14 protein-coding genes are annotated in these 22,302 nt (G+C 69.5%); 7 read left to right on the top strand and 7 right to left on the bottom strand.

Features of this window, described 5'->3' with window-relative positions:
- Positions 1-114 precede the first annotated feature (114 nt).
- Genes Q5696_RS07245 through Q5696_RS07230 form a run of 4 tightly spaced genes read left to right on the top strand, consistent with a single transcriptional unit; the run spans position 115 to position 5,081 of the window.
- Positions 115-2,037, top strand: coding sequence for a flavin-containing monooxygenase (locus tag Q5696_RS07245; protein WP_305094522.1), 1,923 nt, complete (start codon positions 115-117; stop codon positions 2,035-2,037).
- 24 nt (positions 2,038-2,061) lie between these two features.
- The gene (locus Q5696_RS07240; RefSeq protein WP_305094521.1) at positions 2,062-3,525 is read left to right on the top strand and encodes an MFS transporter; all 1,464 of its coding nucleotides are present in this window, start codon (positions 2,062-2,064) and stop codon (positions 3,523-3,525) included.
- A 49-nt stretch (positions 3,526-3,574) separates the two neighbouring features.
- The gene (locus tag Q5696_RS07235) at positions 3,575-4,117 is read left to right on the top strand and encodes a nuclear transport factor 2 family protein (protein WP_305094520.1); all 543 of its coding nucleotides are present in this window, start codon (positions 3,575-3,577) and stop codon (positions 4,115-4,117) included.
- Complete coding sequence (locus Q5696_RS07230; RefSeq protein WP_305094519.1) at positions 4,107-5,081, top strand: alpha/beta fold hydrolase; 975 nt, start codon at positions 4,107-4,109, stop codon at positions 5,079-5,081. Before Q5696_RS07235 ends, Q5696_RS07230 begins: the two co-directional genes overlap by 11 nt.
- Positions 5,082-5,108: 27 nt before the next feature.
- On the opposite strand, the gene recD is transcribed toward Q5696_RS07230, so the two are convergent.
- The 4 genes from recD to Q5696_RS07210 form a co-directional block, all read right to left on the bottom strand.
- Positions 5,109-6,983, bottom strand: a complete 1,875-nt coding sequence (gene recD / locus Q5696_RS07225; RefSeq protein WP_305094518.1) for an exodeoxyribonuclease V subunit alpha — start codon at positions 6,981-6,983, stop codon at positions 5,109-5,111.
- A complete protein-coding gene (locus Q5696_RS07220; RefSeq protein WP_305094517.1) occupies positions 6,980-10,300 on the bottom strand; it encodes a UvrD-helicase domain-containing protein in 3,321 nt (1,106 codons plus the stop codon). The genes recD and Q5696_RS07220 overlap by 4 nt, the downstream gene beginning before the upstream one ends.
- Positions 10,297-13,578 (bottom strand): exodeoxyribonuclease V subunit gamma, encoded by a 3,282-nt coding sequence (gene recC / locus Q5696_RS07215; RefSeq protein WP_305094516.1) that lies wholly within the window; start codon positions 13,576-13,578, stop codon positions 10,297-10,299. The genes Q5696_RS07220 and recC overlap by 4 nt, the downstream gene beginning before the upstream one ends.
- A gap of 97 nt (positions 13,579-13,675) precedes the next feature.
- The gene (locus tag Q5696_RS07210) at positions 13,676-14,941 is read right to left on the bottom strand and encodes a globin domain-containing protein (RefSeq protein WP_305094515.1); all 1,266 of its coding nucleotides are present in this window, start codon (positions 14,939-14,941) and stop codon (positions 13,676-13,678) included.
- Positions 14,942-15,124: 183 nt separating this feature from the next.
- Between Q5696_RS07210 and Q5696_RS07205 the strand changes: the two genes are divergently transcribed.
- The 3 genes from Q5696_RS07205 to Q5696_RS07195 are packed head-to-tail and all read left to right on the top strand — an operon-like array spanning position 15,125 to position 19,265.
- Positions 15,125-16,738: an ABC transporter substrate-binding protein gene (locus tag Q5696_RS07205; protein ID WP_305094514.1), complete on the top strand. Its 1,614-nt coding sequence runs from the start codon at positions 15,125-15,127 to the stop codon at positions 16,736-16,738.
- Positions 16,735-17,718 carry an NAD(P)H-dependent flavin oxidoreductase gene (locus tag Q5696_RS07200; RefSeq protein ID WP_305094513.1) on the top strand — a complete coding sequence of 328 codons (984 nt, stop codon included), beginning with the start codon at positions 16,735-16,737 and terminating at the stop codon, positions 17,716-17,718. The genes Q5696_RS07205 and Q5696_RS07200 overlap by 4 nt, the downstream gene beginning before the upstream one ends.
- Positions 17,715-19,265, top strand: a complete 1,551-nt coding sequence (locus tag Q5696_RS07195) for an AMP-binding protein (RefSeq protein WP_305094512.1) — start codon at positions 17,715-17,717, stop codon at positions 19,263-19,265. The genes Q5696_RS07200 and Q5696_RS07195 overlap by 4 nt, the downstream gene beginning before the upstream one ends.
- Here the strand turns inward: Q5696_RS07195 and Q5696_RS07190 are convergent.
- From Q5696_RS07190 to Q5696_RS07180, 3 genes are read right to left on the bottom strand one after another with little or no spacing between them, the layout of a single operon-like run.
- Positions 19,252-19,887, bottom strand: coding sequence for a LutC/YkgG family protein (locus Q5696_RS07190; RefSeq protein ID WP_305094510.1), 636 nt, complete (start codon positions 19,885-19,887; stop codon positions 19,252-19,254). The two genes, Q5696_RS07195 and Q5696_RS07190, sit on opposite strands and share 14 nt — an antisense overlap.
- On the bottom strand, positions 19,884-21,398 hold the full coding sequence (locus tag Q5696_RS07185; RefSeq protein WP_305094509.1) for a LutB/LldF family L-lactate oxidation iron-sulfur protein: 1,515 nt from the start codon (positions 21,396-21,398) through the stop codon (positions 19,884-19,886). The genes Q5696_RS07190 and Q5696_RS07185 overlap by 4 nt, the downstream gene beginning before the upstream one ends.
- The gene (locus tag Q5696_RS07180) at positions 21,395-22,162 is read right to left on the bottom strand and encodes a (Fe-S)-binding protein (protein WP_305094508.1); all 768 of its coding nucleotides are present in this window, start codon (positions 22,160-22,162) and stop codon (positions 21,395-21,397) included. Before Q5696_RS07180 ends, Q5696_RS07185 begins: the two co-directional genes overlap by 4 nt.
- Positions 22,163-22,302 lie beyond the last annotated feature (140 nt).

Here is a 22,302-nt window from a genome sequence, read left to right as displayed (position 1 = left end):
GAGATATAAGTATCTTAGTGTCCTCGGTCACACCGTGCTCACGCATCGAGCGAACCGAGGCCCACCCGAACCCGAGCCGCCACCTCGACGGCGCACACAGCAAGGAGCTGACCCATGACGGTCGGTACCGACACGACCCTCTCCTCCTGCGACACCGGAGCACCGACGGCGAACCCCGACGTGCTCCGGGAGCACCTCCGTCAGGCGGATCCCGGTGTGCTGCTGGCGATTCTCGTGCAGCTCACCGGGGAGACCGCGTACCTCGACAGGTACGCGGCAGCCATCTCGCATGTGCCGGATCCTCCGGAACATGCGGGCCGCACCGATCCGGACACGGCCGAGGCCCTCGTCGACGAGCTTCTCCGCGCGTCGAGCGTGGCACAGCCGGATCCCGACCGGGCGCTCGAGCTGTTCGGCCGGCTCGTACCGGTGGCGCTCGGTGTCGACCTCGATGCAGAGTTCCTCCCGATGCTGGCCGAGCAGGGCGGCTTCCGACCGGCCGGACCCGTCCGCATCTCGGAGCATCCCCCGAAGTTCGACCTCGCGATCATCGGGGGCGGCCTGGCCGGTATCGCCGCTGCAATCAGCGCATCCCGTGAGGGTCTCGCCTACCGAATCTTCGAGCGCAACGAGGATCTCGGTGGCACCTGGCTGACCCAGACCTATCCCGGGGTGGGGGTCGACACACCGTCGTCGTACTACTCGCTGTCGTCCGAACTGAACCCCGGCTGGTCCAGCTACTACCCGAAGGGATCGGAGTATCAGGAGTATCTGCGGAGGATCGCCGCCAAGCACGAGATCTACGAGAACACCCGATTCGGCACCGAAGTGACCTCGTTGTCCTGGGACGATTCGGAGTCTCTGTGGGACATCCATGTTCGCAACGCGGACGGCACCCACACCACGTCCCGTGCCGCCGTCGTCGTGACGGCCATGGGCTACCTCAATCGGCCGAAGTACCCGGACGTCCCCGGCATCGAATCGTTCGCCGGCACCAGCATCCACTCGGGTGAGTGGGATCCGACCGTGGACCTCGCCGGAAAGCGGGTGGTGGTCGTCGGGGCGGGGTGCACGTCGGCACAGATCGTCGACTCACTCGTCGACGACGTCGAGCACCTGACACTGTTTCAGCGTCAACCGCACTGGGTTGCGCCACGCAAACGCGACAGCGACGACGTCCCCGAGCATCAGCGCTGGCTGTCGGCGAACGTTCCCTTCTACGCCAACTGGATACGACTCAAGGCGTTCTGGGGTTCGGCGGACAGCGCGTACCCCGTCGTGATCGTGGACCCGGACTGGGCCGCGACGCATCTGTCGATCTCTCGTGCCAACGATTTCCTGCTCCAGGACTGTCTGGCATACATCGATCGCACGTTCGGTGCCGGCTCGGAACTCGCCGCCAAGCTCACCCCGGACTTCGCGCCCTTCGGCAAACGCATCATCCGCGATCCCGGCGGCTACTACGCGGCACTGACCCGCGAGCACGTCGACGTCGTCGCGGAAGCTCCGGCGCGCGTCGTGCCGGAAGGAATCGTCACACAGGACGGACGTCTCGTCGCAGCCGACGTCATCGTCTACGCCACCGGATTCCACCTGGACTTCCTGTCCACCATCGATATTCGCGGCCGCAACGGCCACACCCTACGTGCCGAGTGGGGAGACGACCCCCGCGCGTACCGGGGCGGGACGGTGCCGGGCTTCCCGAACCTGTTCATCACCTCTGCACCCAATGCGAATCCCAGCCACGGCGCCGGCAACAACTTCGGGATCGAGGTCGCAGTGCACTTCCTCCTCGAATGCCTGCACCTGATGTCCGAGCGCGGCGTCCGGTCGATCGAGCCCACCCGGCAGGCCTACGACGACTACGTCGAGCAGATCGACACCGCAATGGAGAACACCGTCTGGCGGCACACCGACACCGCCCACACCTACTACCGCAACGCCGACGGACGAGTCGTCGTCGCCTGCCCGTGGCGGCTCGTCGACGTCTGGAACGCCCATCGCACCCCCGTCGCAGAGCATTTCGTCCTCCGTTGATCCCGCGAGCAAAGGTGAATCAGAATGAGTGTTTCCACTTCGCCCGGTGAGTCCTACGGCTCAGCGCAGGTGGCGGACTCCGCGGTCGTGCCCGGTCGGCCCACCCGGTACTGGATCGGGGTCCTCGCGGTCATCCTGCTGCTCACCGAGCAGTCCGCCCTGGGGTTCTCGTTGTTCGCTCCCGCGCTCCCGCACGTCGGGGCAGAGTTCGACACGTCGGCGGTGGTCTGGGTGATGACCGCGTTCACCCTTTCCGGCGCGGTGGCGTCGCCGATCATCGGTAAACTCGCCGACCGCTACGGCAAGAAGAAGTTGCTCGTGGTCACCGCCGCGATCGGTGCCGTCGGCGCCCTGATCTCGGCAACTGCGCCGACGTTCCCGATCCTGGTCGTGGGCCGTTTCCTGTCCGGTGTGGCGTTCGCCTGTATGGCTCTCGGCTACACCCTCATCCGCGACATCTTTCCGCCACGCCTGCAACCGATCTCGATCAGCATCGCGAATACCGGAGTCGGATTCGTCGGTGTCGTTTCGCTGCTCCTGGCCGGTGTCTTCCTGGACCATTTCGGGGTGCGCTCGGTCTTCTGGTTCGCGTTCGCGTTCTGCACGGTGGGCGCCGTGCTGACGGCACTGTGTGTGCCCGAGACACCGATTCGGTCGAAGTCCCGGATCGACTGGCTCGGTGCGGCACTGCTCACCGCCGGCGTCTTCGTCATCATGCTGGGCCTGTCGCGCAGCAAGGAATGGGGACTGGCCGACGGTCGCACGCTGCTCTGTGTGGGTGTCGCACTGGCAGGCTTCGCAGCGTGGGTCTGGTGGGAACGCCGCACCCCTGAACCGCTGATCCGCCTCGACCTGATCTCGCATCCGGCCCTGCGCTACATCCTGATCGGTGGGGGTGTCGCATACGGTGCGACGACGCTGCTGGCCAGCCTGACCCCGATGCTGCTGCAGGCACCGACGTCCACCGGATACGGATTCGGTCTCTCCGCGACGCACATGGCTGGCTGGTTGCTCCCCGGACAGCTTGCCATCGTCGTCAGCGGCTTGATCGTGGGTGCAACGGCCCGATCGATCGGATTCCGCATGCATCTCGTGCTGGGCGCCGTACTCCTCGCTGTCGCCTCCGCCGTGCTCGCGAGCATCCCGACGGCACCGGCTGTGATCGTCGTCGTCTGGGTGGTCTTCGGTCTCGGCTGCATGATCTACGCAGCCGTTCCGAATCTTGCCCTGCAGGTCCTGCCGGAGACCGATCGCGCTTTCGGATCGAATTTCGTCGGTGTGTCGCAGACGATGGCCGGCACGCTGATCTCCACGATCGGCTTCGCGATCCTCGCCGAGTTCGTCGTCAGCTCCGACAAGGGCCGCATCGCCTACGAGGCGGACGGCTTCCGTGGCGCGTTCCTCGTGGCGGCGGCCGCAGCCCTGATCGGGGCCGTTGTCTCACTGGCGATTCCCCGTAAGCGCACTCCCGAAACAGCCCTGTCCTGACGTCACATCGTCACCGGATCCCGACCCCTGAGAGAAAGGAACACGGCACATGCCGATCATCGACCCGACCAAGACGTGGGAACCCCTGCAGCGACGCTTGGAGACGACGTCCAGCGAACGTCAGCGCGTGGTGCTGTCCGCCGTCATCGAACATATGAAGGCCGAGGCCGAGCCGAATCTGGACCGGCTGATGGACACCCTCAACGACGCACCCGACTACCACTTCTGGCACGCCGGCCACGACCGCGGCCCCAAAGGCACCGACGGCGTGCGCACCTACTACGCGGACTTCGTCGCGTCGCGCTCCAACGTCCTCGAATACGCGATCGACCGCCTGGTCCTCGACGACGACTGCCTCGTCACCGAGGGATTCCTGAAACAGATCTATCCTGGCTCGTATGCGGCGCAGATCGGTATCCCTGTCGACGACGAATCGGCCTACTACCTGGTCGTGTCCCGGCAGCTGATCCTGTGGCCGGTCGACGCGGACGGAAAGATCCAGGGTGAGGATTCCTACCACTCCGGGCCGGCGAGTGTCACTGTGCTGACGGAAGACCAGCTACCCGAACAGGTCCTCGCCGATGCTTCCTGAACCCCGTTACGTCGACACCAACGGAGTCCGTCTGGCCGTCTACGAGGAACGTCCCGCGCGACGCACCCGGGACGTCTGTGTGGTGCTGTGCCACGGCTTCCCCGAGCTCGCGGCCTCCTGGCGACACCAGCTCGGGCCCATCGCGGCCGCCGGGTTCCACGTCATGGCACCCGACATGCGCGGATACGGGCTCTCCACCGGACCCGACGACCGCAACGGCTACGGCATCGCCGACACCACGACGGACATCGCGGGGCTCGTCGCCGACGCCGGCTACGAGAAAGCGGTGGTGATCGGACACGACTTCGGCGGCATGGTCTCCTGGTGGATGCCGCACCTGCACCCGGCCTCGGTTGCCGGTGTCGTCACCCTCAACACGCCGTTCGGGTACATGCGGGACAACCCCCTCGAGAAGTACGAGCAGGCGTACGGTCCCGACAACTATGTGGCCTACTTCCGCACCGACGAGTGCGAGAAACTGATGGATGCCGACCCGGCGCGGACGTTCCGGTTCTTCATGCGCCGCGACACCGGGGCGGGCACCAACCTTTCCCGCAGCGGTGCTCACGACGCGGACACGATGTCGTACATCCGTTGGCTGGCCGACGACGAATCCACGTGGCCCGGCGAACCGGTGCTGTCACCCGAAGATCTGAGATTCTATGCAGACACCTTCGCGCGCAAAGGATTTCGCGGCGGATTGAACTGGTATCACAGCATCCTGGAGAACTGGCGGACCCACACGGCCCTCTACCCGGACGGCAACGTCGCCAAACTCGAGGTGCCGGCGCTGCTGATCTCGGCCCGCCACGACCCGATCTGCCATCCGTCGCTCACCGACACCATGCTGCAGTACTTCGCCACCTTCGAACGCCGCATGATCGACACCGGCCACTGGACACAACTCGAGGATCCCGACGGCACGAACGCCATCCTGATCGAGTGGCTGACCAGGAACTTCTAGCCCAGGACCCCAGGAAAGAGGCCGCCCTCACCCCCGCCGCAGCCCACTGGCCCGCAGGACGCGTCGTCCGACGGCGGCGCGGACGGCGTTTTCGTCGCCGATGATGCGGACGTGGGTGCGGGCGCGGGTGATGGCGGTGTAGAGGAGTTCGCGGGTGAGGAGGGACGAGTTTTCGTCGGGGAGGACGATGGACACGATGTCGTATTGGCTGCCCTGGCTGCGGTGAATGGTCATGGCGTACACGGTTTGTACCGCTCCCAGCCGGCTCAGGTGCAGCACGTACGGGTCTTTGCCGCGCGCGAATGCCGCCACCAACCCTCCGCTGCCGGTGCCGTCACTGTCGGGTCCGTCGGCGACGACGACTCCGGTGTCGCCGTTGTAGATGCGGGACTCGTGATCGTTCGCGGTCACCATCAACGGTTGCCCCGCATACCAGCGGGCCGGGTCCAGTCGTCGGCCCGTCGACTCCCCGATCCATGTCATCGCGTCCCGCGCCCACCACGACACCCCGTGTTCGCCGTCCCGGTGCGCGCACAACAGCCGGTGCTTCTCCGAGGCCCGCAGCGCCGCCGCCGCATCCCCGGCCAGGGCCGCGGCGGTCACTTCCGCCGACGTCGACACCACATCCGCACGTAGTCCGGCCAGGTCGTCGCGTCGCACGAACGACACATCGGCTGCATCGCTGTGCAGGATCGCCAGTGCCTCGTCCGCGTCGCCGTCGCGGACCGCGACCGCGAGTCGGGCGATCGTGCCGCCGAACCGTCGGCCCCGGCTGAGTCGGATCACACCGCCCCGCAAACGATCCCGCTCTGCCGCGCTGAGTGCCGCCTCCGCCGGGTCGTCCGACGCCGACAGGTCCGCGCCCACCACCTTCTCGAGGATCGGGTTCGCGGTGCCGGTCACGGGGCGGGCCACCAGGTCGGCGAGGACCGCGCCGGCGTCCACCGATGTCAGCTGGTCGGGGTCCCCGACGAGTACCAGTCGTGCCTCGGGGCGGACCGCCTCGAGGAGTCGGCACATCATGGTCAGCGACACCATCGAGGTTTCGTCGACGACGATCACGTCGAACGGCAGATGGTTGGTCTCGTTGTAGCGGAACCGGCTCGTCCCCCGCTGCCAGCCGAGCATGCGGTGCAGGGTTGCCGCCGACAGCTCCGATGTCAGCCCGACCGCTGCGACCTGCTCGTTGACCGATTCCTCGAGTCGGGCGGCGGCCTTGCCGGTCGGTGCGGCCAGGCCGATCCGCAGTCCCGGTTGCTGCCGTTCGAGCAGGGCCAGGACGCGGGCCACCGTGTGTGTCTTGCCGGTGCCGGGGCCGCCCGCGATCACCGACGTCCACTGGGTGGCGGCGACCGCGGCGGCGATCCGTTGCCGGTCGGGGGCCGCCGACGGTCGTGTCGGGTCGGCGACATCGCGGAAGAGTTCGTCGAGTCCGTCCCGCAGCAGGTTCTCGTCGACGGGCGGGTGGCTGTGGGCGCGGTCGTCGAGGATGCGTCGCACCGTCTGTTCCTGCCGGTAGTACCGGTCCAGATAGAGCAGGCCGTCCACCAGGCGCAGTGGGCGCAGCGGGCCGGCGTCCCCGCCGACGACGAGGGGACTCGTCGCCAGTCCGTCCGCGACGACGGTGTCGTCGGGCCACGGCAGTGTGGCCGGGTCGATCGGTGGGCCGTCGCCGCTGTCGTCGACGGTGACCTCCCGTATCCGGGTCAGGTCCAGGCACACCGATCCGGAGCGGACGGCCCGCACCGCGAGTGCCGTCGCCAGATACACGGGTTCCCGGGTTTCCCCGCCGAGTGCGGCGAGTCGCAGTGCGACGTGAACGTCGGCGGCGCTGAGCACTCTCGCCTCGTTGAACTCGCGCAGTATGCCCTTGCCGCGCTGTGCGATCCGCGCCTCGATCACTGCTGTCCCTCCCCTGCCGCTGCCAGCGCATCCGACAGCTCCACCACCAGTGCGGTCGGCGGATGCCAGTCGAACACCCCGGCCCCGTCGGGGGTGTCGGGGCCGACCATCCCGCGCACGAACAGGTATTGCACACCACCCAGGTGTATCTCCGGGTCGTAGCCGGGCAGCCGCCAGCGCAGATAGCGGTGCAGCGCGGCCTCGTACAGCAGCGCCTGCAGCGGGTAGTGGGAGCGCATCATCTCGCCGGCCATCGCGTCGCGGGTGAAGTGGGCGGTGGTGAGGTGTTCGGCGGATGCGATGCGGTTGGTCTTGTAGTCGACGATGACGAAGCGTGGTCCGGCCGGGCTGGGGATCCGCAGGACCGCGTCGATGCTGCCGGTGAGGTAGCCGCGCAGCGGTGTCGGATCGAGGGTGTCGAGCCGGTCCGGGTAGGCGGCGAGGACGTCGTCGGGGGGCAGGTGCCGGCGCAGCAGGTCGACGATCGTGTGCAGGGTCGCGGCGAGGGCGGCGGGGGTGTCGCCGCCGGCCAGCGGCAGCTCGAAGTCCAGTTCCGGCAGCCGGTCTCGTGGCGTGATGTCGGCGAGGGTGCCGCCGGACGCGAGGGGTGTGCGCAGCACCGGCAGCAGGGCGGCGGCGAGGGCGTCGGGGTCGACGTCCGACATCCGGGCGTCGACGGCCTCGCGGCAGTGCCGCACCAGTTCGGTGTCGAGGTCGTCGGCGGCGGTGTCGACGTGTTCGAGGATCTCGTGGACGAGGGTGCCGAACACTGCGCCGTACGGCATGTCGTTCATGGTCGATGCGATGCCGTCGGACCGGTCCGAGGTGTCGACCACGTCGGGCTCCTCGGGTTCGTCGCCGATCACCGTCTCCTCGGATTCGACGGTGGTGGAGGGGAATTCGTGTGCTGCGGCGGTAAGGGCGGTGTACGAGGTGCGTCGCCAGTCGCTGTCGAGTACGCGGTCGAACACGGCGGCGGCCAGCTCGCCGGTCCCGGCCCGTTCCGGGGTCCACGTCAGCTGTTCGATCGGGTCGGAGCCGACCTCCTCGACGCTGATCGTGGCGGGTGCACGGTCACCCCATCGGGTCAGGTGTGCGGCGACCTCCGGGTCCTCGGGCACACCCGCCTTCTGCGGTACGTCGGCCTCGCCGGGGCCGCGGCCGAACAGCAGCCGGTGCAGCGGCCCGGAGTCGGTGCCCCATGCGGGCGCCCACCACAGCACCAGTTGGCACTGGGCGCGGGTGAGGGCGACGTACAGCAGCCGCAGATCCTCCCCGGCGGCCTCGAGGTCGCGGCGGCGTCGGCGGTCCCCGTAGTCGACGCTGCCCTCCCCGCCGATGTCGAGGATGCGGCGGCCGTGGTCGTCGTGCAGCAGCAGCCGGTCGGGGTCGGCGAAGCGTCCGGTGTTCCAGCCGAACGGCACGTACACGATCGGGTATTCGAGACCTTTGCTCTTGTGCACGGTGGTCAGCTGGACGGCGGCGGCGTCGCTGTCGAGGCGGCGGAGTCGGCCGTCGCCCCCGGATTTCGGGTCCGCGATGCGGTCGGTGAGCCAGCCGGTCAGGGCGGTGAGTCCGAGGGATTCGTCGACGGCGACGGCCCCGAGAAGCTGCGCGAGGTGCCGCAGGTCGGTGAGGGTGCGTTCCCCGGACGCGGCTGTGAGCAGGCGTTGTTCGAGTCCGGTGTCGGCGGCGAGTTGTTCGAACAGGGCCGCGAATCCGGTGTCGGTGAACAGGGTGGACAGCTCCCGCAGCCGGCCGCCCACGTCCCCGACGAGGTCGTCGCGGGATGCGTCGATCCGCTGCGCGGTCCAGCCGAACAGTGGGGTGAGGGCGGCGAGGCGGACCCGGTCGGCGCGGTGCGGCTGTTCGAGCGCCTGCAGCACCCGCAGCCAGTGGTGGGCGGCGGGTGTCTCGAACACGCTGGATCCGCCGGCGACCACCGACGGCACCCCGGCCCGGTCGAGGGCCGCCGTGACCAGGTCGATCTGGGTGTTGGTGCCGGCGAGGACCGCGATGTCTCCGGGTACCACGGGGCGCGGTCCGTCCCCGAGGTCGAGGGTCGCGCCGCTTTTCAGGAGCCGGACGATGTCGGCGGCGACGTCCGCGGCGACGCGTTCGCGTTGCCGGCCCAGCACCGGGAATCCGGAGTTGTTGAGCCGTCCCGCGCCGGTGCGCGGCAGGTACCGCAGCCGCAGCGGCGACGCGCCCGCGAGCCGGGAGCCCGCGGTGGCGGCCTCGACCGGGTGCACGACGATGTCGCGGTGTCCGAGGGCGGCGCCGCCGTGCAGGTAGTGGAGGGCGGCAACGAGATCGGTGTCGCTGCGCCAGTTGCAGGCGAGTTCGAGGCGGCGGTCGGCGGTCTCGACGGCGTCGAGGTAGCTGAGTACCTCCGCGCCGCGGAACGCGTAGATGGCCTGTTTCGGGTCGCCGACGAGGACGAGGGTGGCGTGCCCGTGGAACACCGACCGCAGGATCCCCCACTGTTGTGGGTCGGTGTCCTGGAATTCGTCGACGAGCACCACCGAATACCGGTCCCGGACGCGCCGGCAGGCGGCCTCTCCGTGGTCGGGGTCGGCGAGCACCTGGTGCAGCAGGGCGGGCAGGTCGTCGAAGTCGCGGATTCCGGCGATCTGTTTGCGGCGCTGCACTTCCCGCCGGACCGCGGTGGCGAACGCGACCGCGTCCCCGGCGCGGGTGCCGTCGGCGTCCTCCGGGGCGAGTACGGCCTGCGGGTCGAAGACCGCGTACCGGGCGGCCTTGCGGGCGGCGTCCGGTTTCAGGGTGCGGGTGTCGGCGCGGCCGAAGTGCCGCACGTACAGGTCGGCGATCACGTCGTCGACGATCTCGTCGGCCTCCTCGACGAGCACCGCGTCGGGGTCGTGTTCCCCGGCGATACCGAGGCTGCCCAGCATGCTCCGGCAGAAGCTGTGGGTGGTGACGATGGTGCCGGCGTCGAAGTCCGACAGGGCCCGCTGCAGCCGGTCCCGGCGCTGCCGCACCTCGTCGTCGTCGGTGTCGGCGAGGTGGGCGATCAGTTCGTCGCGGTGCCCGCGGGCGGTGGCGGGGTCGGCCAGTGCGGTTGCGGTCTCGGCGAATCGGGATCGGGCACGTTCCCGCAGTTCCTTGGTGGCGGCCCGGCTGAACGTGACGAGCAGCAGCTGCGACAGGTCGACGCCGTGTTCGGCGACGAACCGGGCCGCGAGTCCGACGATCGCGTACGTCTTTCCGGTGCCGGCGCTGGCCTCGAGGACGACGGTGCCGGTCGGCAGCGGCGCCAGCAGGTCGAACGTGGTGTCGGTGGCGGTCGCGGTCACGGTTCTCCCAGGGTTTCGGCGGCCAGCAGCGGACCCCACAGCGTGGCGGCGAGCACCCCGAACACGGTGGGCTCGTGCGCGCCGGGCGGTGCCGGCGTGTCGGTGAGCACCGACAGTTCCGCGCCGGCCCCGTGCACGTAGGTGATGTGCCGGTCCTTGCCGTCGCCGTAGTCGCCGCCCCACGCCTTCTCGGCGGCGGCGAGCGCGAGTTCGACGGATCGGCCCCGGAACCGGGTCTCCGCGTATGCGGCGGTCGCCCCGGGACCGACCGCGAGTGGCTGCTGCAGTCCCTGTTCCCGTAGGTCGACGAGCCGGCGCAGCACCTGCACGGCGTTGTCGGGGGCGACGAGCGTCGACCGGGCCACCGGGGAGCGGCCGCGGCCCCGGCCGGTGGTGACGGCGGTGGGCTGCTCGTACCGGCCGGTGGCGGCGACGGCGAGCAGCCGCACCCACGCCCCGATGCGGTGTTTCGCGGCGAGCCGCGAGAACGTGGTGCGGGCGATCACGTCGCCGTGCAGGCCGTCGACGGTGCCGACGAGGCGGCGTCCGTCCCCGAGGTCGACGTCGATATCGAACGTCTCGGCCGGTGCGGCATGGATCGGGGCGGCGGCGCGGGCGAGGGCGTCGACGGTCCATTCGATGTCGCCGAGCGCGGCCTCCCCGAGCTTGGCGGGGGGCAGGGTGCCGCGCCGCCACTCGGCGGCCCGGAACGCGTCGGGGTCGACGCCGGCGAGGCGGGCGGTGAGCATCCGGTCCCCGATCCCCCACTTGGCGAGGGGATCGAGTTCGAGGTCCAGGGCGTCGGCGGCGTCCTCGTCGAGTTCGGGTACCCGGATACCGAGCCGCTGCCGCAGGAACCCCTGCACGGGATGTTCGAGGAACGCGATCAGGTCCGCGAGCGCGACGGCCCCGTCCCCCTTCTCCCGATCCTGGACCGGTAACGGTTCGGGCAGGAACGGGGCCGGCGGGGTCGGTGGCTGCTGTGCGGCCCGCGCCCCGGCGAGCGCGGCGACGTCGAAGCTGCGCGGCGATACCGGATCGAAGTTGCGGGCATCGAACGGCTGCAGCGTGTGCCGCTGCACGACATCGGCCCCGGTCATGACCGCCAGCACGTCCCGGATCTCGGCGAGCGGCACCGCGGGCGGCCGTGTGGTGCCGCCGACCGGGTCGGCGCCGGTGTGCAGCAGCAGCACCCGCTCGGTGGCGGACATGATGGCGTCGAGCAGCAGCTGCCGATCCTCGCTGCGCGGATCCCGTTCCCCCACACGGGGTTCGCGGGACAGGATGTCGTCGCCGTCGATGCCCGAGCCTCGGGGGAACACGTCGTCGTCGAGCCCGAGGAGCACCACCACCCGGTGCGGGACCGACCGCATCGGCACCATCGTGCACACCGTGAGGTCACCGGTGCGGAAGTTGATGCGGCCGGGGCGGCCGGCGAGCCGGGAGCGGAGCATGGCCCGCACGTCGGCGAGCCGCAGCACGGTGTCCCCGGCGTGCTCGACGGCGGCCGCGAGTTCCCGGCGGGCCTGCGCGAGCTGCCACGCGTCGGCGGGGTGGACGTCGACCAGCAGTTCCAGGGCCGAGGCGAAGGCGGCGGCCCACCGGGTGGCCGGCTGCGGTCCGGTGAGCCGGCGCAGCACCACGTCGAGTCGGTCGACGAACTCGGCGAGGCGGCCGGTGAGTTCGATGTCGTTGCTCTCGACGTCGTCGAGCGGCAGCGCCAGCGACAGCCATTCGGCGTCCGCGTCGTCGGCGGCCGCACCGAGCAGGATCCGGTCGAGGGCCGACCGGATGGTGTTCTGCTCGAAACCGTCGAGGCCGAACGCCCGCCGCTCCCGAACCCCGATCCCCCAGCGGGCGCCCGCCGCTGCGGTCCAGTCGCGGATGCGTTCGATCCCGTCGTCGTCGAAGCCGAAGCAGCGCCGCACCGGACCGGTGGCGGCGAGGTCGATCACCCGGCCGATCGGGACGCGGGAGTCCGCGAGGTCGAGCAGGGTGGCGACCACCGCGAGCACCGGATTGCTCTGTTGCAGGCCACGATCCGCCATCCGCACCCGCAGCTGGTGCCCGGGGTGCGCGAGGCTGCCGGATGCGTTCTGCCCGAACGCGGCCCGCACGAGCGGGGCATACGTGTCGACGTCGGGGCACAGCACGATCACGTCCCGCGGTTCGAGCGTGGGATCGTCCCGGAACAGGTGCAGCAGGCGTTCGCGCAGCACCTCCACCTGCCGGGCCGGGCCGTGGCAGGCGTGGATCTCGACGGTGTCGTCGGCGGGGCACACCGACGGCTCCCGGTCGGCGGCGATGTCGGACTGCAGCCGCCCCAGCAGGGTCTGCGGGCGCTGCGGGCCGGGATGGTGGACGTCGACCAGTGGGACGGTGGCCAGCCGGGACTGCATCTCGCGTACGTCGCGGGCCAGGCTCGCGAGCAACGGATGGGTGACCGTGAGGGTGCGGGTGTCGTCCCGGCGGCGGTGCGGCGGGACGTCGTCGGCGAACGCCCCCCACATTTCGATACTGGGGTGTGGAATCCACAGGTGCACATCGCGTTCGGCGCCGAGCGCGGACAGCACCGCGATCTGGTCGGCGCCGAGCCGGGTGGGGCCGAACAGCGACAGCCGTTCCGGTAGGTCGACGACTCCGGGGTCGTCGCGCAGCCGGGCGCACGCGTCGCCGAGGCGTTCGGCGGGGCTCGGGCAGTCGAGCCGCTCCCGCAGTCGGCGCCACAGTTCCGGCTGCCAGCGCAGGTCGTCGGGGAGCGGTGCGGCCCCGTCGGTGTCGCGGCCGGCTGCCCAGTCGATCAGCATCTCCGGCCGCTCCGCACCGTAGGTGCGCAGCAGTCCGGCCAGGTGGGCGGCGGTGGCGTACCGGCGGCCGGCCCGATGGTCCGCCGGATCCGTCGCACCGTGCCCGAGGTGCCGGGCCAGGACTGCGCACCACGGGTCGCCGAGATGATCGTCGATCACCTGCAGCAGCGTCCACAGCATCCGTGACGGCTGCCACGGGTCGGTGTCGACGGCGTACCCGGTGGCGGCGGCGAGTGCCCCGTCGATCAGCCGCGTCGGGGACGGGAAGTCGATGTTCGCGGCCACCCCGTCCGCGGCGTCGTCCCGTGCGCCGAGGGTGTGCGACAGCCGCTGCGCCAGCCACCGCTCGACACCGCGCGCCGGCACCGCCACCACCTCACGGGCGAAGGGGTCCGCCGGTGGGGTGGCCAGCACGTGCGCCAACTGGGACGCGAGCGTGCCGGCGCTCTCGGCGCGGTGGAGCGTCAGCACGAATGATCCCCCTGCGGTGGTGGTCGGGTCGGTGGCCGAGCGGTGCGCTCGACCCATCACACCGTACCGACCACCGCCGACACGCCTGGGCGGGTGTTCAGTCGAACCCGAGCCACGAATCGGGTGTGAACACCTCGTAGTGGACGCGTTCGGGTGCGACGCCGCCGAGGACGGCGAGTTTGCGCATCCGGCGCATGAATCGTGGTGAGCCACACAGGTACACCTCGGACTGGCGGTCCCAGTCGCGCTGCTGCAACTGACGGACGGCGTCGTCGACGTCGGTGACGACGTAGGCGTCGAGTGAGGTCCGCCCCTGGTAGTCGGCGAGCAGGGCCTCGATGGCGCCGCGGTGCCCGAACGCCTCGGCGGAGGCGTCGACGTGCACGACGTGGACGGGGCGGGTGTCCTCGTCGGCGATCATCTTCTGCAGGACCGCGACGGTGAGCGACGAGCCGACACCGGACGAGCCGAGTACGACCGGCCGGTCGTTCGGGACCGGGTACGGGGTGCCGGCGGGGATGGACACGATCAGCGGGTAGCCGATACCGGCCTCGTCGACGAGCTTGTTCGACACCAGTCCGCCCGGGATGCGTTCGACGCTGATCTCCCACGTGTCCGGCTCCGCACCGGCCATCGCCGTGTACTGACGGATCTGCCGGCTGCCATCCTCGAAGATCATCGACACCGAGATGTACTGTCCCGCTTCGAAGTTCCGCATCGGGCAGCGTTCGAATCCGGAGAGGGTGAACGTCCACACGTCGGGGGCGATGCGGCGACGGTCGATCACCGTGAGCGGGAACCACACCTGCCCGGCGGACACCCCGGCCCGCGCGTACATGTCGGCCTCCTGCGCGATGAGGGAGTCGGCCATCAGCCAGTACACCTCGTCCCACGCCGCGGCGACCTCCGGCGTGACGGCGTCGCCGAGTACCTGAGCGATCGCCTTGAACAGGGCCCGGTGCACGAGGTGGTAGTACATGCGCACGATGCCGAGCGACGCGTGCTTGGCCGCGATCCGCTCCATCACCTGGTCGATCGGCGGCGCATCCTCGGTGATGAGCAGGGTCGCGAACGCGGCGATCGACCCGGCGAGCGCCTTCTGCTGCTCGCCGTTCTCCTGGTTGGTCTTGTTGAACAGGTCCGTCTTCAGCGACGGCAGGGCCTCGAACAGATCGCGGTAGAACAGTTCGCTGATCTCACCGAGGTGTTCCCCCACCACCGGCAGGGTCGCCTCGATGATCGGACGTGACCGCTCCGACAGCAGTGTCGCGTTCGGCGCCTCCGCATCCGCCGCCTCCCCGTTCACCGCCTCGGAGACGACAGCATCGGACGATTCGACAGGGACGACCGCAGTGCCAGACATCGAGACCTTTCGGGACCACTTGTTCCTTTACCGGCGTACAGCATCCTCGATCTTCTGGTAACAGACAAGCCCGCTGGAGCGATGGCGTACCTCACCGACGGCCCGCTGGATGGAACCGACCTTGCCGGAAGTTGTGACCCACGTTACATTCCCGGAAACTTCGCATACCGAACGGATCTGCCGATGACGCCGTCGTACCGTCTCCGCCGTATCACGATGGGTATCTGCGCCGCAGCAAGCGGAGCGGTTCTCCTGACTTCCTGCTCGTCGGCCCCCTCGGCGGCACCCGCCGACCCGTCGGCCGCGGCGAGCGGATTCGTCGGCACGCAATCGGAAGCGGCCGATCCGGTGACCGGTGGGGTCCTCCGGTTCGGGGCCTTCTCGCTGCCCGGTTCGTTCGATCCGGCCCGAACCGTGCCGTCCGGCTCGACCGGCGGCACCGAACTCGCCGCGGTCTACGACCTGCTCGTCCGCTACGAGGCGGAGACCGGCACCTACGAGCCGCAGCTGGCGCAGGACCTGCGGGTGGACGACACCGGAACGGCGTGGACGCTCACGTTGCGCAACGGTGTGACGTTCAGCAACGGGGAGCCCGTCGATGCGGCGGCGGTGGTCGGCAGCATCGACCGCTTCGTCTCGAACAAGGGCACCGACTCGCAGTTGTGGGCCCGGACCGTGCAATCGACGACGGCGACGGCGCCGGACACCGTCGTCTTCGAGCTGGCCGAACCGTGGGAACAGTTCCCCGTCATGCTCGCCACGGGTGCCGGGATGATCGTGGCCCCGGCCGGCTACGCGGGCCCCGAGTTCACTCCGATCGGCGCCGGCCCGTTCGTCCTCGACCGCCTCGCGCCGGGCCACGAGATCGTCCTGACCCGGCGGGACGACTACTGGGGTGGACGCCCGAACCTCGACGAGATCCGGGTCACCGCACCGTCGGGTGGGCAGATGCAGGTCGACATGTTCCACGCCGGCGAACTCGACATGGTGTACGTGTACGAGGAGGAAGTCGCGAAGACGTTCCGCGACGAGGACCTTCCCGGATACCTGCAGATCACCAACGCGGGCAGCGCAATCCTCGTGAACAACGCCGAGGGCCGTCCCGGCGCCGACGTCCGCGTCCGGCAGGCGCTGCAGCGGGCGATCGATCCGGCGCTCGTCGACTCCCGCGCCCAGGCCGGTCTCGGACGGCCCGGCACCGCACTGTTCCAGCCGACATCGCGCTGGGCGACAGACCAGCCGGCGAACCGGTTCGACCCGGATGCTGCGCGAGAGTTGCTGTCCCAGGCGAAGTCCGACGGCTACGACGGGCGGATCACCTTCGTGACCCGCCAGACTCCGGAGGCACAGAGTCGCGCGCTCGCCCTCCAGGCACTACTCGACGCCGTGGGGTTCGACACCACAATCGAGTACGTCACCGACATCACCGAATCCATTCGGCGCGTCAACGTGAACCGGGACTACGACATCGCACAAACCGGCTTCAACATCCGGGACGACGTCCCACTCCTGAAGCTCTACCAGGTGTTCCACAGTGCGTCGTCGAGCAATGCAAGCAACTACGCCGACCCGCAGATGGATCGACTGCTCGGGCAGTTACAGTCCGCCCGCGGAGACGAGGAGACCCGCAACGTGATCGCGGACATCGAACAACTCACCACCGAAACCGTCCCCGCCATCCCTCTCGCCGCCCAGGACAACATGGTCGTGTGGGCGCCCGACGTGCACGGCGTGAAGCATTCGTTCGCCGAGATCATGCTCCTCGACGACGCCTGGACGGCGGGGGCGACGCGATGACTGCCCTGCCCTCCCGGATCGCCGACCGGCTGACGGTGCCGCTGATCGCCGCGCCGATGCTGCGGGTCTCCGGGCTCGAGGTGACGTTGGCGGCGTGCCGGGCCGGGGTGATCGGCGCGTTCCCGACCGCGAACGCCCGCGGCGTCGACCGGCTGGACGAGTGGCTCACCCGACTCGACGCGGAGGTCGCCGACAGCGGCGGCACGCTCGCCCCGTACTGCCCGAACCTGATCATCCGGCAGCCGCGGCTCGACGAGCACCTGGCCTGCCTGACCCGGCACCGGGTGGAGATGGTGATCACCAGCGTCGGCTCCCCCGCACCCGTGATCGGCCCGCTGCACGACAACGGCACCCTGGTGTTCGCGGACGTCGGGACTCTCGCACACGCCGAACGCGCGGCCGCTGTCGGCGCCGACGGGCTGATCCTGCTCACTGCCGGTGCGGGCGGGCAGACCGGTTGGCAGAACCCGTTCGCGTTCGTGCGGGCGGTCCGCGAATTCTTCGACGGCCCCCTGGTGGTGGCAGGCGGGATCTCCGACGGCCACGCCCTGTGGGCGGCACAGGTGGCGGGTTTCGACCTCGGCTACATGGGGACCCGGTTCATCGCCGCGCAGGAGAGCCTCGCCGACGACAACTATCGGAACATGTTGTGCGACAGCACCCTCGACGACGTCGTCCTCACCCGCGCGTTCACCGGGCTGCGGTCGTCGATGCTGGCGCCGTCGATCCGCGCGAACGGCCTCGACCCGGACCGGCTCGAGGAGGTGATCACCCCGTCCGATTCGGCGCAGATCTACGGCGACAAGGCGCCGGGGCCGCAGCGCTGGAAGGACATCTGGAGTGCCGGGCACTCGGTGTCCGGGGTCAAACGCATCGAACCGGCGGCCGGGATCGTCGCGCAGACGGCCGCCGAGTACGAGCAGGCCCGCCGGGACACGCTCGACCTGTTGACCCGGAACGTCGAAGGAGCGAACCGATGACCGCATCGTCTCACCAGGCCGGGCCGACGCTGGGTGCGGTCACGGCGCGGGCCCTGCGCCGCTACCCGAACCGGGTGGCGTTCTCGTGGGACGGCGGGCAGCTCACCTACCGCGGCACCCTGGAGGTGATCGGACGCCTGCAGGGCGCGTTGACCGCCGTGGGGCTGGGGCGGGGCCGCACCCTCGCGCTGCTCGGCGGGAACCGCGCCGAAATATGGTGTACCGGTGCGGCAGCCACCGCACTGGGGATGGCGTCGACGTGGCTGCATCCGCTCGGCGCGGTCGACGACCAGATGTTCCAGTTGACCGACGCCGATGCGGCCGCACTCGTCGTGGACGAGCGGACGTTCGCCGCGCGGGGCGGCGAACTCGCGGACCGGTGTGCGGCACTGGGCATTCCGGTGTTCACGCTCGGACGCAGCGGGTTCGCGCCGGCACTGCTGGACGGTTCGGGTGCCGGGGGTTTCGTGGATCTCGCGGAGCCGGGTGATGTCGCGAACATCGGCTACACGGGCGGGACGACGGGCCGGCCGAAGGGTGCGGTGCGGCGGCATCCGTCGAACATCGCTCTGACGCAGACGATCCTGTCGGAGTTCGAGCTGCCGAGGGTGCCGCGGATGCTGGCGGTGGCCCCGATCAGTCATGTCGCGGGCAGCAAGGTGCTGCCGACACTGATCCGTGGCGGCACGGTGCATCTGGTGACCGGTTTCGATCCGGAGCAGGTACTGAGGACGGTCGAGCGTGAACGCATCGATTGCACGCTGCTGGTGCCGTCGATGATCTATACGCTGCTCGATCATCCGGCGTCGGTGCGCGCGGATCTGTCGTCGCTCGAGCTGATCCTGTACGGGGCGTCACCGATGTCGCCGACCCGGCTCGCGGAGGGACTGGACCGGTTCGGCCCGGTGTTCGCGCAGATGTTCGGGCAGACGGAGTGCTATCCGATCTCGTTCCTGCGGACCACCGATCATCGGGTGGACGAGCCGGACCTGTTGGCGTCGTGCGGGATTCCGACGTCCGGGACGGATGTGTCGATCCGCGGCGACGACGGCGGCGAGGTGCCGGCCGGGCAGCCTGGTGAGCTGTGGGTGCGGTCGGCGACGGTGATGGACGGCTACCGGAATCGACCGGAACTGACCGCGGAGACCCTGTCCGACGGCTGGCTGCACACCGGTGACGTCGCCCGCGTCGACGACCGCGGCTACCTGTTCATCGTGGACCGCAAGAAGGATATGATCATCACGGGCGGCTTCAACGTGTACTCGCGGGGTGTCGAGGACGCACTGACGATGCATCCGGCGGTCGCATCGGCCGCCGTGTACGGTCTCCCCGATCCGCTTTGGGGCGAATCCGTCACCGCCACCGTCGTTCTCAAACCCGATACGACCGTGACGGCCGACGACCTGGCCGCCCACGTCCGCGCCGCCAAGGGCAGCCTGCACACCCCGAAACACATCGTGTTCGCCGAACAGCTGCCACTGACCGCGCTCGGCAAGGTGGACAAGAAGAAGCTGCGGGACGGGGCTGACCGGTTCAGCCGACGATGACGACGTGCAGGTTCCGCGGCCCGTGGACGCCTTCGACGCGTTCGAGTTCGATGTCGGATGTCGCGGACGGCCCACTGATCATGGTGGTGGGGCGTTCGGGGACGAGCCGGGCGAGGGCTTCGGGGACACCGACCTCGATGCTGTCGACCGTCACGACGCACACGTGCAGATCGGGGACCAGGGTCAACGCTCGCCGCCCCTGGTCGGGGCTGCCGTCGAGGAAGATCGTGCCGGTCTCCGCGCACGACACCGCCGACGCTGTCACCACTCCGCCGAGGTCCGACAGGTCCGGCGCCGGCACGTCCGGGGCGTCGACGATCACGTCACCGGTGAACGACGCCAGCCACGACTCGTCCAGTCCTGCAGGCACACCCACCCGGTCCACTCCGAGATCGCCGAGGACCGTCGCGAGGACCGCGGGCACCTCGTCGGCGCTGCTGCGGTGCACGACGGCCTTGTAGTCGATCAACCGGTCGACCAGCAGCTCCACCCGGTCGGTGTCGGGCAGGGTGCGTCCGATCCGGTACTGTCGCGGAACCTCCTGCGCGGCAGGAGGAGCGATCGTCAGCGCGTCCCGGATCCGGCCCAGGATCACGTCCCGTGAACTCCTCGCGGCTGTCACTGCTGTGCGTCCTTTCGTGCGTCGGCGATCGCGGCCCGTCCCTCGTCGGAATCCCACCACTGCCGGAACGTGTGCTTCGGTGGCGCCGGAATGTCGCGGGCCGCGGTCCACCCGTTCAGTGGTGCGGGCAGTGTCTCGATGACGCCCTTCTTCCCGGCGACGACGCGTCCGAGCCCGGCGGCCTTCTGCGCCAACGTGAACCGCTTCGACGACGACATCGCGACCGACGCCGCCTTCATCGCCAGTTTCTCCGCCGACATCCCGGCCTTCTCGACCTTCTGGTGCCGCAACTCCACCAGCAGCGACGGAATGTCGATTTTCACGGGGCACGCGTCGAAGCACGCCCCGCACAGGCTCGACGCGAACGGCAGCGTCGCATTCGGATCGTTCTCGGCGTCCATGCCCGCGAGCTGCGGGGTGAGGACCGCACCGATCGGGCCCGGGTACGTGGACCCGTAGGCGTGGCCGCCGGTGCGCTCGTACACCGGGCACACGTTCAGGCATGCCGAGCAGCGGATGCAGTTGAGCGCCTCCCGGCCCACCTTGTCGGCGAGGGCGGCGGTGCGGCCGTTGTCGAGCAACACCAGATGGAACTCCTGCGGCCCGTCGTCGGGCGTCACCCCGGTCCACATCGACGTGTAGGGGTTCATCCGCTCCCCGGTCGACGAGCGCGGCAACAACTGCAGGAACACTTCGAGATCCCGGTAGGAGGGAATCACCTTCTCGATCCCCATCACCGTGATCAGTGTCTGCGGCATCGTCAGGCACATGCGGCCGTTGCCCTCGGATTCGACGACACCGAGTGTGCCGGTCTCGGCGACACCGAAGTTGGCTCCCGAAATCGCCACCGGAACGGTCATGAACTTGTGGCGCAGGAACTTTCGGGCCGCGGCCGCGAGATGCGCGGGATCGTCGTCGAGTCCCGGATCGACACCGGCCATCTCGCGCAGGAAGATCTCCCGGATCTCCGACCGGTTCCGGTGGATCGCCGGCACCAGGATGTGCGACGGCTTGTCGTGGCCGAGTTGCACGATCAGCTCTGCGAGATCCGTCTCGTACGCGTGGATGCCGTGGGCCTCGAGGTGCTCGTTGAGCTCGATCTCCTGCGTCGCCATCGACTTGACCTTGATGACCTCGTCGGAGCCGGTCGCCTGAACCAGCTCGGTGACGATCGCGTTGGCCTCGTTGGCGTCTGCCGCCCAGTGCACGACACCGCCGCGTGCGACGACAGCGGCCTCGAGTTGTTCGAGCAGTTCCGGCAGCCGGCCCATCACGTCGGTCTTGATCGCGGAGCCGGCGTCGCGCAAGGCCTCCCAGTCCGGCAGTTCACCGGTGACCGCGAGCCGCTTGGCGCGGATCGTGTGGGTGGCCTTGCCAATGTTGCGGCGCAGCTGCGCGTTCGCGAGTTCGTGGTGGGCGGCCTTCGGGAACGTCTCGGTGCCGCGCAGGAACCCGACGCCCTGTGGGGCGCGCGGCGGCATCGCGGGCAGTCCCAGCCCCACGGCGGTCATGCGGTCACCACCGCGGTGCGCTCGAGGCTCTGCTCGGTGGACGCCAGGATCTCGGCCAGGTGGATCGTGCGGGCCCCCATCTTCAACCGGGACATGCCGCCGCCGATGTGCATGAGGCACGACGAGTCGCTCGCGGAACAGAATTCGGCGCCGGTGTCGGCGACGTTGCGGATCTTGTCGGCCAGCATCGCCGTCGACGTCTCTGCGTTCTTGATCGCGAAGGTGCCACCGAACCCGCAGCACGAGTCGGCTTCCGGCAGTTCCACGAGGTCGATGTCGCGGACCGCGCGCAGCAGTTGCAGTGGTTTGTCGCCGACCCGCAGCATCCGCAGCGAATGGCACGTCGGGTGGTAGGTGACGCGGTGCGGGAAATATGCGCCGACGTCCGTCACACCGAGGACGTCGACGAGCAGTTCCGACAACTCGTACGTCTTGGCCGCGACGGTGTCGACCTGCCCGCACAGTGCGGTCGAGCCGTAGCGGGAGGCGACGATCTCGTGCTGGTGCCGCACCGATCCGACGCAGGACCCGGACGGCGCGACGACCGCATCGATCGCGGTGTCCCCGAACGTGGCGGCGTAGTTCTCCACGAGCGGCAGCGCCTCGGGCTGGTACCCGGTGTTGACGTGCATCTGGCCGCAGCACGTCTGCCCCGGCGGGAAGACGACGTCGTGCCCGAGCCGGGTGAGCAACAGGGCGGTGGACTTGACGGCATTCGGGAACATCGTGTCCCCCATGCACGTCGCGAACAGCGCGATTCGCATGCGGTTCTCCGGGGGTCGGCAGTGTGGTCAGACCACAGTAACGCATGGTCAGCGCGTCGATGCAAGAAACGACGACTTCCGATACCGCTTTCGCACCGACTTTTGTACAGACCTCGATTGTGACGGCCGTCATGGTGTAC

Origin of the sequence: Prescottella sp. R16, from assembly GCF_030656875.1 — a bacterium.
Lineage (GTDB): Bacteria > Actinomycetota > Actinomycetes > Mycobacteriales > Mycobacteriaceae > Prescottella.
This window is presented reverse-complemented; position numbering and strand designations above follow the sequence as displayed.

Excerpts from the sequence above, each read along its gene's own strand:
- Q5696_RS07245 (WP_305094522.1), top strand. The coding sequence starts at position 115 with ATGACGGTCGGTACCGACACGACCCTCTCCTCCTGCGACACCGGAGCA.
- Q5696_RS07240 (WP_305094521.1), top strand. The coding sequence starts at position 2,062 with ATGAGTGTTTCCACTTCGCCCGGTGAGTCCTACGGCTCAGCGCAGGTG.
- Q5696_RS07235 (WP_305094520.1), top strand. The coding sequence starts at position 3,575 with ATGCCGATCATCGACCCGACCAAGACGTGGGAACCCCTGCAGCGACGC.
- Q5696_RS07230 (WP_305094519.1), top strand. The coding sequence starts at position 4,107 with ATGCTTCCTGAACCCCGTTACGTCGACACCAACGGAGTCCGTCTGGCC.
- Q5696_RS07210 (WP_305094515.1), bottom strand. The coding sequence starts at position 14,941 with ATGTCTGGCACTGCGGTCGTCCCTGTCGAATCGTCCGATGCTGTCGTC.
- Q5696_RS07205 (WP_305094514.1), top strand. The coding sequence starts at position 15,125 with ATGACGCCGTCGTACCGTCTCCGCCGTATCACGATGGGTATCTGCGCC.
- Q5696_RS07200 (WP_305094513.1), top strand. The coding sequence starts at position 16,735 with ATGACTGCCCTGCCCTCCCGGATCGCCGACCGGCTGACGGTGCCGCTG.
- Q5696_RS07195 (WP_305094512.1), top strand. The coding sequence starts at position 17,715 with ATGACCGCATCGTCTCACCAGGCCGGGCCGACGCTGGGTGCGGTCACG.
- Q5696_RS07185 (WP_305094509.1), bottom strand. The coding sequence starts at position 21,398 with ATGACCGCCGTGGGGCTGGGACTGCCCGCGATGCCGCCGCGCGCCCCA.
- Q5696_RS07180 (WP_305094508.1), bottom strand. The coding sequence starts at position 22,162 with ATGCGAATCGCGCTGTTCGCGACGTGCATGGGGGACACGATGTTCCCG.